This window comes from Kribbella sp. CA-294648, assembly GCF_050943845.1.
Taxonomy (GTDB): Bacteria; Actinomycetota; Actinomycetes; order Propionibacteriales; family Kribbellaceae; genus Kribbella.
The window spans coordinates 8,011,869-8,024,989 of sequence record NZ_CP191981.1 but is presented as its reverse complement, the minus strand read 5'-3'; the positions used below and the strand labels follow the sequence as shown (position 1 = coordinate 8,024,989).

Genomic DNA, 13,121 nt, shown 5'->3' with positions numbered 1-13,121 from the left:
AGACATTGTCTACTGAATGCCTCGCAGAGTGGGTCAGCCGAGGCCGGCGGCCACCAGGGCGGCTCGGATGTCGCCGGCGGCGAAGGTGCGGAGGCCGTACTTCGCCTGTAGGTCCAGGGGTTTGGAGTCCTTGGAACGGTTCGGGACGTCGGCCGGGATGATCGCCTTGGTGAAGCCGAGCCGGGCCGCCTCGGCCAGGCGCTTCTCCAGGCCGCCGACGCGCCGGACCTCGCCGGCCAGGCCGACCTCGCCGATCGCGATCAGGCCGGGATGGATCGGCTTGTCCATCACAGAGGACGCGACCGAGATGGCGACCGCCAGGTCGGCGACCGGTTCGGTGATCTTCACACCGCCCACGGTCGCGACGTACACCTCCTGGTCGGTCAGCTTCAGCCCCGCGCGGTTGCCCAGTACGGCGAGCACCATGGCGACCCGCGACGACTCGAGCCCGGACGTCGTACGCCGTGGCTGTGGTGCCGCCGACGGCCCGACCAGGGCCTGCACTTCGGCCAGCAGGGGCCGGCGTCCCTCCATCATCACCGTCACGCAGGTGCCCGCGACCGGCTCGGCATGCTCGGAGACGAACAGCCCGGTCGGGTCGCTCACCTCGACGATCCCGGTGTCGACCATGTCGAAGCAGCCGACCTCGTCGGAGGGGCCGAAGCGGTTCTTGGTGGCGCGCACCATCCGGAAGCCGGAGTGCCGGTCGCCGTCGAACGCCAGCACCACGTCGACCAGGTGCTCGAGCATCCGGGGACCGGCGATCGCGCCGTCCTTGGTCACATGGCCGACGAGCACGACGGCGATGTTGCGTTCCTTGGCCAGCCGGACCAGCGCGCCGGTCACCTCGCGGACCTGGGTGACGCCGCCCGGCGCACCGTCCACCTCGGGATGCGCCATCGTCTGCACCGAGTCGATCACGAGGAACGTCGGGTCGACGGCATCGACCTGCCCGACGACGGCACCGAGATCGGTCTCGGCGGCGAGGAACAGCTCGTCCACCAACGCGTCGGTGCGACCCGCACGGAGGCGGACCTGAGCTGCCGACTCCTCACCCGAGACGTAGAGGGTGCGCTGCCCGCGCCGGGCCGACTGCGCCGCGACCTCCAGCAGCAGCGTCGACTTGCCGACGCCGGGCTCACCAGCGAGCAGGATGACCGCACCCGGTACGACGCCGCCGCCCAGTACGCGATCGAGCTCACCGATGCCGGTCGGCCGCGACTCGGCCTCGACCGCGGACACCTTCGATATCGGCATCGCGGGCGACGACACGGGACCAGCGGTGATCCGGGCAGCCTTGGGCGCGCCCACCTCGGCAACCGTGCCCCACGCCTGGCACTCACCGCAGCGCCCGATCCAGCGCGCGGTCGTCCACCCACACTCACTACAGGCGAACGGCGACTTCCCCGCCGCTTTGCTCCTCGCCGACCCCGCTGCCTTCACCATGCCGCCAACCTATTTCACCCCACCGACAAACCCCGTTTCCCATCCACAGGCCACGTAGCCAATCGCGTGCACCCTCTTCGAGTCAGCGGCGGAGGCGGGTTAGTAGGCGGCGGAGCCAGCTGGTGCCGGGGTGACCAGGGGAGTCGTCGGGGACCGGTGGGGCTTCGGAGGAATCGCGGGCTGCCTTCAAGTATCGGGCGAGAACAGGGTGGCGGGAGTCGCCGCCGCGGAGGCCAGCGCTCTGTTCGAGGTAGGCGCGGGCGTTGTCGAGGCGCCCTGCGACGACCTCCGCCGAGCCGAGGTGTTGTAGGCAGCGGGCCCGCCCCTCAACCTCGTCGACCTCCGCGTACAAGTGCTCCGCCTGTTGCCACCAGCGCTTGGCCTCCCGCGGGCTGCGCTGCATCCACGCGGCCACTCCCGTCAGCTCAAGCGCATGCGCGTGAGCACTCGCATCGCCCGCGACCGACGCGCGGGCAGCGGCCGGCCGTAGCTGGTCCAGCGCGCCCTCCGGGTCCTGCTGGTAGAGGAGCACGATCGCAAGGTTGATCTGAATCGCCACGTCAGCAGCCAAGTCCGGACCCGGCCTGCTAAGCCGTGCATCGTCCAGCCGATCCCGTGCGTTCAGCACAGCCTCGTCGCGATCGTTGCCCGCCGGCGCCTGCTCTGCCCTCGCTAGGTGTAGCAACGCCCGCTCCACCTGCCGACGCGTGGTGAGCGCCGCCGCAGTACGGCCATGCGTCGCCACGTTGTCCGAGATCCCCAGCCGAGTACTGGCCGCCTCCAGATCACCCATCAGCCGGTACGCCGTGGCCGCCCGCGCCGCGGCGAGTTCTGTCAGCTCGCGCCGTCCGCAGCCGTCGCCCACCGCCGCAAGGAACTCACTGAGTTCCAGCAAGGCCCGGGCGTCCTGCCGTCTCAGGTACCAGGCCTCCAAGGCGTCACAGATCCTGGCGATGTCGTCCGCGTTGTCCTCCCGCGCCTTCTCTGTCGACAGCAACTCCCGCAGCCGCGGCTCCTGCTGCTGGAACCACTCCGCGGCCGCCAGCCCACCCGCGTCCGAGCCCAGCGACACCAGCCACTGCTCGGCTTCCTCAGCGGCGACATGCAGCTCAGTCAGCTCCCGCGGCGTGCCCGCCCGCCAGCGGCGGTAGCGACGCAGTCCGACCGGCGCGTTGTAGATCGCCCAGATCAGGGTGAACAGGATGGTGAGGCTGATCCCCACCACACTGATCCAGCCACCATGGTCGAGACTCTGCGACAGCTTCTCGCCCGCAAGACCCAGCAGCAGACCAGATGCCAGCGCACTGATGCCGAAGACGTCACCACGCCGCCCTTCCTGCTTGACGGGCTTCTCCGGCTCGACCGGCGTCACGGCTTGCTCCCGACGGTCAACCCACGCACCACAGTCGGCCAGAACGACAGCAGCAACACGGCAGGCACTACCGACGCCACGACGGCGGCTGCGGCGACGGTCCCACTGGACGACGAGAACTGCCGCGCTTCACCCCACAGCACCAGCGACAGCGGCGTAGTACCGGGTCCGCTGATCAGGAAGCCGACGATGAAGTCGTTCCATACCAGCGCGAACTCCAGCACAGCAACAGCAACCAGCGCAGGCCGGTAGGTCCGCTGCACAGTAGCCAGTACTGCGCTCTGCCGCGCCGGCCCCTGCAGCGCCTCGGCTACCAGGACAGGTGGTGCCGAAGCAAACGCAGACCGCAGCAGCAGTACTGCGAACGGCAACCCAGCAGCCGCGTGCACCAAGGCCAACGCGACCCGCGACCCGGTCAACCCCGCCGCGTCGATCGCGTCTCGCAGCGGCGCGGCGTACATCTGCACCGGCGTCACTGCCAGCACCACAAAGGATGAGGTCACCACGCGGCCCAGCCACTGCGGCAACCCACCCCACGCCACCAGGTACGCCGTAGGCACCGCGATGACCAGCAACACTGCGGTGGCAATCGTGGAGATGAGCATGGTCGACAGCAATGCCCGCAACAAGCCTGCATTAGCTGCAGCGGCAAACGACTCGAACCCCAACCCCTCAAGCGACCACCACCCACGCAGCCCGGCCTCACGGGGCGAGTGCAGCGCAGTCGCCAGCAGCACAACGGCCGGGAGGATCCAGAACAGGCTCACTGCGAACCCGACAGTCCAGCCGATCCGCCGTGACCGCCGACTAGGCCGTGACCGTCCCAGTGCAGGGGCAGTACGAACCACACTCACCGGCAGCGCCCACCGTCGACGCCGCAACCCGCGCACCCCGATGATTGCGACAGCCGCCACGATCGCGAACAGCACAACGCCCAGAGCCGCAGTACGGCCTGCTGGTTCGCCTGTGCCGGCAGCACGCCACCAGTTGAGTCCGAGCACGTCCGCGTCGCGTTGCATCGGCCCTGGGACCACGATCAGCACCAGGTCGAAGACCCGGACCGCCGCAATCACCAGAGTCAGCGTGACCACACCGGTGATCGGCCTGAGGAGCGGCAACTCCAGGGCCAGCAGTCGGCGCCAACCGGTGACCCCTTCGGCCGCGACTGTCCGGCTCACGTCGTCGGGGATGGCGTCGAGACCGGCGCGGAACAGCGATACGACGTACCCGAGCCAGGTCCAGCCGAAGGCGGACACCAGTACCAGCCAGAACAGCCCAGGACCGAGCCAGACCGGACTGGAGCCGAACAGCTTGGTCCAGACCGCGGTCAGCGTGCCGCGTTCCGGGGTGGCGTCGAAGATGAGCCGGAACGTCACCCCGGACACCAGCACGGACACAGCGAACGGAATCACCAACGCAGGTTGGAGAAACGTCGACAGGCCGGGCAGCCGGTAGCTGACCAGCGCCAGCAGGAAGCCGACCAAGACCAGTCCGAGCGCCACCGCGATCCACGCCAGACTGTTGCCAACGGCATGCAGTGCGGCCGGGTCGCCCATCACTGCGAAATTGCCGAACCCGAAGGAGCCGTCCGGGCGTCTGAAGGCGGCCACTACCGTCACGGCGATCGGGATGAGCAGCAAGGAACTCAGCAGGAGGGCCGGAAGACCCAGTAGATAAGGCCCTGCCGGTCGCCGGGGTTTGCCCGGCACAGGGCGCCCACTGATCTCCCGTCCGACGATCTCGAGCGAGAGGCCGTTGCTCTGCAGCCCCATCAGCTCTCCACCTTCTTCAGCTCGGCCAGCGCGACGTCGACGGCCTCCGGTACGACGTCGTTGCCGCGGTTGCCGATCCGCACCAGGAAGTCGGTCAGTACGTGCCACAGCCCGTTCATGGCACCCAGTGGTCCGAGCCGGTCGGACAGGTCGAACTGCAAGGAGTTCCCTGGCGCGATCAGTTGCCGGGCGAGCCGAGTGAGCTCAGGGGAGTAGCCAGTGGTTCGCCCGTCGGCCAGGAAGCCACCTGCTGCGATCCACGGATCCACGGCAGCAGGCGCTGCCAGCCGGCGAACGAGGTCGCGGGCATCGTCACTCGCCGGCTTCGGCAGCACCATCACGTCGCCACCGACCACGACCGGAGCCGTGGCGCCCGGACTGATCGGCGGGAAGGTGAACATGCCGATGTCAGCAGGGTCGGCCGCGAACGAGCGCACTACCGGCTCCGCGAAGTCGGACGCGAGCACCATGGCGGCCCGGCGGTGCCCGAAGACCTCCACGATCGCATCGGGGAACTGCTGCACCAGCGACCGCTCCACTCCACCTGCCAACGCCCCTGGAGTCGACCACATCGTGCCGAGCAGTCGCAGCGCCGCACTGAACTGCGGCAACTCTGACGGCCGTGGGCGAGCCGCACTGGCCAACGCCTGGTACGCCGACGGCGAGGACCCCAGCAACACGTTCTCCAGGAAGTCGGTCAGCACCCAGCCGTCTCCAGCCGCCAACGCCAGCGGCCGGACACCAGCCAGCGACAGCGTTCGGTTCACCTCGAGCCACTCGCTCCACTGCGTAGGCGGCCGCAGCCCAGCCTTCTCGAGCACCGACGGCCGGTACCAGACCGCGGACTTGTGAGCAGTCTTGAACGGCAGCCCGTACGTCGTACCGTCGATGACCAGCAGTTCGTCCCAGAGCCGGGCGCGGCCCCGCGCGGCCAGGTCGTCCGGCATCGATTCCAGATCCTTCTTGTGCTGGGGGACGAGACCTGGCTGCGGCAGCATCACCAGGTCGGGCCGGTGGGCGGAACGCGGTCCGAACGCGGTGGAGATGTCATCGCCGAGCGGAACCACCTCGACCGGGTAGTCCAGCTCCCCGAGGCCATCGAGCACGGAGTTGAAGGCACGCAACTCCTGGCTGCTCCAGCTCACTGCGATGCGCACACTGCGGCGGAGACCGAGTACGTCGCGAGTACCGGAGCAGCCGGCCGCCAGGAGTGCGGCGGAGGCTCCGAGGAAGGCTCTGCGGCTAGTCGGCATGCTGGAACCCCGTAGTACGGGCTGGGTCGGTAGTGATCAGCAGCAGAGCAGGGAACCACAGCTCGGGGTTGTCGAACTGCAGCAGCGATCCCCAAGTGGGCAAGCCCGCAGCGTCCTCCAAGACTATGGCAGCGGGGTGCGCGCGGAGTGCCCGGGCTACTCCGGCCAGGCGGCGACGGCCTGGTGTGATCTCGTGCGGGTAGCGGTCCAGTACGTCTTCCAGTCCGCAGCGGCTGGCGGTGACTCGACACTCCTCGGCCGCAGCCCGGCGGGTCACGCGGTGAGTGACCGTATGGCCGTGCACCACGTTGCCGAGCACAGTGAGGTGGGGGAGCAGGCCGCCTTCGGCAGGGACGAGCCGCACGGCGCCACTGGCCTTGATGATCGCGTCTGCGGGTGGTTCGTCGAGTCCACTGATCACATCAGCCAGCAGCCGCGCAGTACTCGCTTCGGGGACCACCAGGGCTCGCTGCTCGCCACGGATGACCTCTAGGCGCCGGGGTATCCCAGGCAGCCCTTCGAGCAGCAGTCCGTCCATCCCGCCTTGGCGCCTCCCACATAGGTGCGAATGCTTACCTTAGGGGCACCTGAGGTTCTCCGCAGCCCTGCGCGCGTCCTCAAGCACTCTGCGTCAGTACGTTCTGCTCCACAAATTGATCGCATAGTCGACGTCGACGCCGGTGTGCGAGGCGATGATCCGCTCGGCGTCGGCCGGCTTGAACTCGATCCGGATCACCGCCTCCAGGTCCGCCCGCCGCTCGAACCGCCAGCCCATGTCCAGTGCGGTCCGCTGCCAGCCGCGGCTCAGCCAGAAGCGTTCCACCTCGGCCGGTTTGATCATCGGATAGCACTCGCTGAACCAGCGCCCGAAGGTCGACCGGCTGCCGTCGTTGTCGATCACGAACGCGGTCCCGCCCCGGCGCATCACCCGGTCCAGCTCGGCCAGACCCGGCTCGCAGCCCGGTCCGAAGAAGTACGCCCAGCGCGCGTGCATCACATCGATCGACGCGTCCGCGACCGGCAACTTCTGCGCCGTCCCCTGCCGCACCTCGACGTTGGAGAGCAACCTGGTACGCCGCTGCGCAGCGCCCACCAGCTCGCCATGCGGCTCCACCCCGATCACCTGACGCGCAGTCGCCGCGAACCTGGGCAAGTGATAGCCGGTGCCACACCCCAGATCGAGAACCGTCGCACCGTCCCAGTCCCGGATCGCCCGCATCGCCGGCTCGATCACCCCGTCCGGATCAACCGCCCGGTTCTCCACCTCGTAAACACCGGGGTGATGCCAGATGTTCGGGCTCGGAATCCCGCCCTCCGCGATGTTCACCACCCCGCAACCCTAACCACCCGCGGCCGGCGTACCGGAGTACTGGTTTCTCGCGGTTGCCAGGGCCAGTACTGCGACCGGGACGAGCAGCATGCCGCACAGTACTGCGAGCCAGTGGAAGCCGAGCTGGGCAAGGACCGGTCCGGCGGCGGTGCCGGCGATGGAGGCCAGCACGCCCATGGTGAGGTCGGACAGGCCTTGGGCGGAGGTGCGGATGTCTTCCGGGACCGAGCGGGACAGCAGCGCCGAACCGGCGACCAGGCAGGCCGACCAGCCGAGGCCGAGGAGTACCAGCGCGGTCGCTGTCAGGCTGTGCGCGTCGTCCGGAGCCAGGGCCGCCACCGTCATCGCCGCGGTCAGAATGGTCAGGCCGATGCCGATGGTCTGGATGCGGCCGATCCGGTCGGCGAGGAAGCCCATCACCGGAGACAGGGCGTACATGCCGGCGACATGGCCGCTGATGACGAACCCGACGATGGTGAGCGAGGCGCCGTGGTGGCGCAGGTGGACCGGCGTCATGGACATCACGCCGACCATCACAGCGTGCGCGGTGGCGATCGCCAGCAGTCCGAGCCGGGCGTTCGGGATCGCCATCACCCGGCGGAAGGTGGTTTTCAGCGGCTGACGCTCGAGGGTGGTGGGCCGGACCGTCACCTGTTGCAGGCGGCGCAGACCGAACCAGACGGTCGCCAGGGCGAGTGTGAAGGCGGCGACGGAGAAGATGTAGGGACCGGCCAGCGCGAGCATGCCGAGCGACGATCCGAGTGAGCCACCGATGCCGGTGAGGTTGGGGCCGACGACGACTCCGATGGTGGTTCCCCAGACGACCATCGACAAGGAGCTGGCGACGCGGTCGGGAGCGGCGGCGTCAGTCGCGGCGTACCGGGACTGCAGGTTGGCCGCCGAGCCGCTGCCGAACAAGCAGCCGGCCACCAGGAGCAGCAGGAGTGAGTCGATCTGCGCGGCGACGATGCTGAGCAACGCACCCGCGACGGCGATCAGGTAGCCGGCGGTCAACGAGATCCGCCGTCCCCGCGAGCGGGCCAGCTTGGCCAGCGGCACCGCGAGAACCGCCGCGCCCAGCGTTGTGGAGGTCGCGACCAGTCCTGCCAGCGACGTCGACCCCGAGATGTTCTCGGCGAGCAACGCGGCCACCGCGAACCCGCTCGCGACCGCGACCCCGCCCAGCACGTTGCTGATCACCAGCACCCACAAGGTCCCCCGCTGCAACGAAGCAGCAGTCACGGGTACGACGTCTTGCGGAACGCTCGGTTCGGGCGGGGCTGAGTCGGCGGGCACAGGCCTACCTTCTCACCCGGAACGCTGCTGCGGCAGCCAGTTTCTCCACCCCTCGTGTTGCTCGATAGTGCTCATCATTGGCTGTTTTATGCAGTTCAGAGCGTGGACTTACGCTGGGCGTGAAGGCCTGAGCGCGGGTAGGGTCACCGCAAGCGGCTTTTCGCTGGAAGCTTTCTTTTATCAGTTCCCATGCCCTCATTTTGGAGTCCGGATGTCCGAACAGATCGCGATCGTCCCCGCCCCCCGAGAGCTCGTCACCGGCGAGGGCCACTGGGTCGCCGCCGACCCGGCCACCGAGGCCGTTCGTACCGTCGTGGAGAACCTCGGCGAGACGGAGTACCGGATCGACGTGACGCCCGACGGCGCCCGGCTGTCGGCCGGCTCGGAGGAGTCGCTGCGGTACGCCGACCAGACCTATCGCCAGCTGCTCGACGCGGCGACCGAGACCGATGGCGGCCTCGCCGTGCCGGCCGTGCACATCGCCGACGCGCCGCGGTTCGGCTGGCGCGGGCTGATGCTGGACGTCGCCCGGCACTTCATGCCCAAGGAGTTCGTGCTGCGGGTGATCGACGCGATCGCGCTGCACCGGCTGAACGTGCTGCACCTGCACCTCACTGACGACCAGGGCTGGCGGGTCCAGATCGACGCCTTCCCCAAGCTGACCGAGGTCGGCGCCTGGCGGCCCGAGACCATGGTCGGCAAGATGTCGCACGGCCAGACCGAGTTCACGTACGACGGGCAACGGCACGGCGGGTTCTACACCAAGGACGACCTGCGCGAGATCGTCGCCTACGCGGCCGAGCGCGGCATCACCGTCGTACCGGAGATCGACCTGCCCGGGCACATGCAGGCGGCGATCGCGGCGTACCCGGAGCTGGGCAACAACCCCGACAGCCAGCTCGGCGTCCGGCAGATCTGGGGGATCAGCGACGACGTCCTGAACGTCAACGACGAGACGGTCGAGTTCGTCCGGACCGTACTGCGCGAGGTGCTCGAGATCTTCCCGAGTCCGTACATCCACCTAGGTGGCGACGAGTGCCCGGACGTCCAGTGGCGTACGTCGGAAGCGGCGCAGGCGCGGCAGGCCGAGCTGGGGCTCACCGATGCCGGGCAGCTCCAGGGCTGGTTCACCGAGCAGGTCTCGGCGGTGCTGACCGAGGACGGCCGGCGACTCGTCGGCTGGGACGAGATGGTCGAGACCGACTGCCCGAAGGACGCGGTCATCATGGCGTGGCGGAGCGCCCAGCGCGGCGAGGTCGCGGTGAAGGCCGGGCACGAGACCGTGATGGCGCCGTGCGAATCGGTGTACTTCGACTACTACCAGGGTGACCCGGCCACCGAGCCGCTCGCGATCGGCGGCAACATCCCGCTGCGCACGGTCTACGACTTCGAGGTGATCCCGCCCGGCCTGTCCGCCGAGGAGGAGGCCCGGATCGTCGGCACCCAGTGCCAGATCTGGACCGAGTACATGGAGGACCCGGAGCGGGTCGGCTACATGCTCTTCCCGCGCCTGTCCGCCTTCGCTGAACGCGCCTGGGGTTCGCCGAAGACGTCGTACGACGAGTTCCTCGGCCGACTGCGTCCGCACCTGGCTCGGATCGAGGCGCTCGGCCTGAACTACCGCCCGCTCGACTGACCCCTGACCTTGCAGATACTGCGCGGGTAACTAAAGTCGCCTCAGGCTGTCAGCACGGACAACAGCCTGAGGCGCTTTCGTTCGGGGAGGGCAGATGACCGCGGTGGGGCCGCTGGACGCGATGTTCCTGCTCGGCGAGACGCGCGAGCAGCCGATGCACGTCGGCGGCCTGATGCTCTTCGAGTTGCCGGACGGTGCCCGGGACCAGGTGTTTCCGGATGGGACGCGGGACTACGTGTCGCGGCTTTACCAGGAGATCACCCAGGGCCAGACGATCAACCCGGTCTTCAGCCGGCGGGTGCGGAACAAGCCGCAGGACCTGGGGTACTGGTCGTGGGAGCAGGACCGGGAGATCGACCTGCAGTACCACGTCAGGTTGTCCGGTCTGGCCCGTCCCGCGCGGTACCGGGAGTTGTTCGAGCTGACCAGCAGGTTGCACGGCACGCTGCTCGACCGGCGCCGGCCGTTGTGGGAGATGCAGTTGATCGAAGGCGTGCAGGGGCGCCGGTTCGCGATCTACACCAAGATCCACCACTCGATGGTCGACGGCGTCACCGCACTGCGCTGGATGCAGCAGATGCTCACCACGGACCCGGAGCGGACCGGGATGCCCGCCCCCTACGCCCTCCCGCTGCACCAGCCCGGGATGTCGGCGCCCTACGCCCTCCCGATGGACCAGCCCGGAGGGCTTGACGACCGGTCTCGCAGTAACCGGTCGGAGCCGGCGGCGGGGACTGCGCAGGCCGGGGTTGCCGGTGGCGGAGTGCCGACGATGGCTGAGCTCTTCGCGGCGGTGGGACGGCTTCCGGGTGAGGCTGGCCGCGCAGTTGGTGGGGTGGGGCGGGTGCTGGCGGATCTGGCCGGGTTGTCATCAGTAGGGCTGCGCGGTGCGATGCTGAGGCTGGGGAACGAGCACTCGTCGGTCGCGTTCCAGGCGCCGCAGACGATCTTCAACCAGCCGATCACCGGGGCCCGCCGGTTCGCGGCGCAGTCCTGGCCGATGGAACGGCTGGAGAAGGTGCGGGCGGCAACGGGCGCGACGTTGAACGACGTGATGCTGGCGATGTGTTCGGGTGCCTTGCGCAACTACTTGCTGGAGCTGAACGCCCTTCCGGACAAGGCATTGACGGCGATGGTGCCGGTCTCGCTCCGCAGTACCGGCAAGGCCGCTCCGGGTGGCGCGAACTCCTTGGCCACGCTGATGGCCGACCTGGCCACCGACGAACCCGACCCCGCCCGCCGAATCACCCGCATCATGGACTCCACCGCCTACGGCAAGGGATTCCTGTCCCAGTTGAGTCCCCTGCAGAACCTGATGGTGGGAGCACTCGGCGTCGGCGCGGCAGGCCCAGCCGCAGTCATCCCCGGCCTGGCAGGCCGCACCCCACCCCCATACAACCTGGTCATCTCCAACATCCCCGGCCCACCCGAGAGCCCCCTCTACTGGAACCGCTCCCGCCTACTAGGCCTCTACCCCGCATCAATCGTCCTCAACGGCCAGGCCCTCAACATCAGCGTCACCAGCTACGCCCACCAACTCCACTTCGGCTTAGTAGGCTGCCGCCGCACCGTCCCCCACCTACAACGCCTCCTAACCCACCTGGAAACGTCTCTGGCAGAGCTAGAGCTTCTCTAGATACCGAGGCACGATCTCCACCTCGCCGCTCGCCTCGACGTACCAGGCCCGCGCATCAGGCAGCACCGACACGGCCTCATGGAAGGCGCCGTCGACGTAGTGCAGACCCACGCCGTCCTCGGTCGCATAGCCTGGCGGAAGCGCGCCCGAGGCAACGAGTTTCCGGTACGTCGTACGCCGTGGCTGGTCGACCAGGTCGTCGTGGACGCCGTTGCTCCACGGGAGCCAGCCGAGTCCGTTACTGAAGGCATCGAGGGAGCCGCTGAACGAGTCGGTCGGTCCACCGATGTGCCAGCACAGGCTGCCGGCGCTCTGGCCGGCCATCACCACGCCGTTCTGCCAGCACTCGTGCAGGATCTCGGGCAGCCCGTGCGCTCGCCAGACCGCCATCAGGTTCACCACGCTGCCGCCGCCGACCCACACCACGTCCTGCTCCAGCAGGAACGAGCGCACATCGGCGACGTTCGGCCGGGTGAACAGCGTGAGGACAGTCGGATCGACAGCCGGGTCGTTACCGAAGGCATCTTCGAACCAGCGCACCACCGCCGGGTTGTCGCCCTCGGCGGTGGGGATGAAGCAGAGCTTCGCGGGGCCGCTGACGCCCGCCAGCGCTACGGCGTACGAGATCAGGTCGCGGGTGCGCGAGCGGTCGCCCGTCAGGATGCCGGAGACCGCGAGGATCTGGGTGCGGCTCAACGCCGGGTCAGAGGCGGACGATGCCGTCGGGGGTTTGGAAGATGGCGGCTACCAGGCCGGGTTGGCCGTTGGGGCCTACCCAGGCGACGTCGAGGTCGTCGAGGAGGTGGTCGGCCGGGTGGCCGATCCAGTCGGTGACTCGGGTGGGGTCGCCGGCGATCTCGAGACCGGTCAGTTTGACGCCCTTGCCGCCGACCGACGGGTGCTGGGTCAGGTCGTCCCAGTGGATGAAGAACGGCAGTTGCGGGTCGGACATCAGGCCCTTGACGCCGATCTGGCGCCAGGTGATGTTGACCCCGTCCGGGCGGTGCCGGTTGCCGGGGACCGCCTCGCGCCCGAGCCGCTGCTCCATCCGCGGCATGTCGCGGACGGCAACGACCCAGCCGAGCCAGCCGCCGCCGAGTTCCTTGCGGGCGCGGACGGCCTGGCCGAACGGCGCCTTGTCGGAGGCGGGGTGGTCGAGCACGTCGACGACCTCGATGTAGCGGTCGTTCTCCAGCGGCAGGACATGGTTCACCGTGCCGAAGCGCGGGTGCACCCCGCCGTCGACGAACTCGGCGCCGAGCACGGCCGACAACCGCTCGACCGTCGCTTGGTACCCGTCGGGCCCCGCCGCATATGAAAGATGATCCAAGCGCATGTCAGTCATTGTGTCCGCTATCGGGCCACGGCGCGGATCCGGGG

General features: G+C 68.8%; 11 protein-coding genes. 2 read left to right on the top strand and 9 right to left on the bottom strand.

The annotated features are described in order from the left end of the window. Window positions 1-33: 33 nt before the first annotated feature. The 7 genes from radA to ACQPYM_RS38230 form a co-directional block, all read right to left on the bottom strand. Complete coding sequence (gene radA, locus ACQPYM_RS38260) at window positions 34-1,446, bottom strand: DNA repair protein RadA (protein ID WP_360278991.1); 1,413 nt, start codon at window positions 1,444-1,446, stop codon at window positions 34-36. 82 nt (window positions 1,447-1,528) lie between these two features. Continuing rightward, a complete protein-coding gene (locus ACQPYM_RS38255; RefSeq protein WP_433010984.1) occupies window positions 1,529-2,818 on the bottom strand; it encodes a hypothetical protein in 1,290 nt (429 codons plus the stop codon). Continuing rightward, a complete protein-coding gene (locus ACQPYM_RS38250; RefSeq protein ID WP_433010981.1) occupies window positions 2,815-4,590 on the bottom strand; it encodes a sugar ABC transporter permease in 1,776 nt (591 codons plus the stop codon). Before ACQPYM_RS38250 ends, ACQPYM_RS38255 begins: the two co-directional genes overlap by 4 nt. Then, on the bottom strand, window positions 4,590-5,843 hold the full coding sequence (locus ACQPYM_RS38245; RefSeq protein ID WP_433010978.1) for an ABC transporter substrate-binding protein: 1,254 nt from the start codon (window positions 5,841-5,843) through the stop codon (window positions 4,590-4,592). Before ACQPYM_RS38245 ends, ACQPYM_RS38250 begins: the two co-directional genes overlap by 1 nt. Continuing rightward, on the bottom strand, window positions 5,833-6,381 hold the full coding sequence (locus ACQPYM_RS38240) for a hypothetical protein (RefSeq protein ID WP_433010974.1): 549 nt from the start codon (window positions 6,379-6,381) through the stop codon (window positions 5,833-5,835). Before ACQPYM_RS38240 ends, ACQPYM_RS38245 begins: the two co-directional genes overlap by 11 nt. A 93-nt stretch (window positions 6,382-6,474) precedes the next feature. Next, window positions 6,475-7,173, bottom strand: coding sequence for a class I SAM-dependent methyltransferase (locus tag ACQPYM_RS38235; protein WP_433010970.1), 699 nt, complete (start codon window positions 7,171-7,173; stop codon window positions 6,475-6,477). 9 nt (window positions 7,174-7,182) lie between these two features. Beyond that, window positions 7,183-8,415, bottom strand: a complete 1,233-nt coding sequence (locus tag ACQPYM_RS38230; RefSeq protein WP_433010968.1) for an MFS transporter — start codon at window positions 8,413-8,415, stop codon at window positions 7,183-7,185. 265 nt (window positions 8,416-8,680) lie between these two features. On the opposite strand from ACQPYM_RS38230, the gene ACQPYM_RS38225 reads away from it, so the two are divergent. Next, complete coding sequence (locus ACQPYM_RS38225; protein WP_433010965.1) at window positions 8,681-10,105, top strand: beta-N-acetylhexosaminidase; 1,425 nt, start codon at window positions 8,681-8,683, stop codon at window positions 10,103-10,105. A gap of 94 nt (window positions 10,106-10,199) precedes the next feature. Then, entirely contained in the window at window positions 10,200-11,741 is a 1,542-nt protein-coding gene (locus tag ACQPYM_RS38220; RefSeq protein ID WP_433010962.1) for a WS/DGAT/MGAT family O-acyltransferase, read from the top strand. Here the strand turns inward: ACQPYM_RS38220 and ACQPYM_RS38215 are convergent. Both ACQPYM_RS38215 and ACQPYM_RS38210 read right to left on the bottom strand, forming a co-directional pair. Beyond that, window positions 11,727-12,437, bottom strand: a complete 711-nt coding sequence (locus ACQPYM_RS38215) for a Type 1 glutamine amidotransferase-like domain-containing protein (RefSeq protein ID WP_433010959.1) — start codon at window positions 12,435-12,437, stop codon at window positions 11,727-11,729. The genes ACQPYM_RS38220 and ACQPYM_RS38215 overlap by 15 nt on opposite strands. A gap of 7 nt (window positions 12,438-12,444) precedes the next feature. Further along, a complete protein-coding gene (locus ACQPYM_RS38210; RefSeq protein ID WP_433010956.1) occupies window positions 12,445-13,077 on the bottom strand; it encodes a VOC family protein in 633 nt (210 codons plus the stop codon). Window positions 13,078-13,121 lie beyond the last annotated feature (44 nt).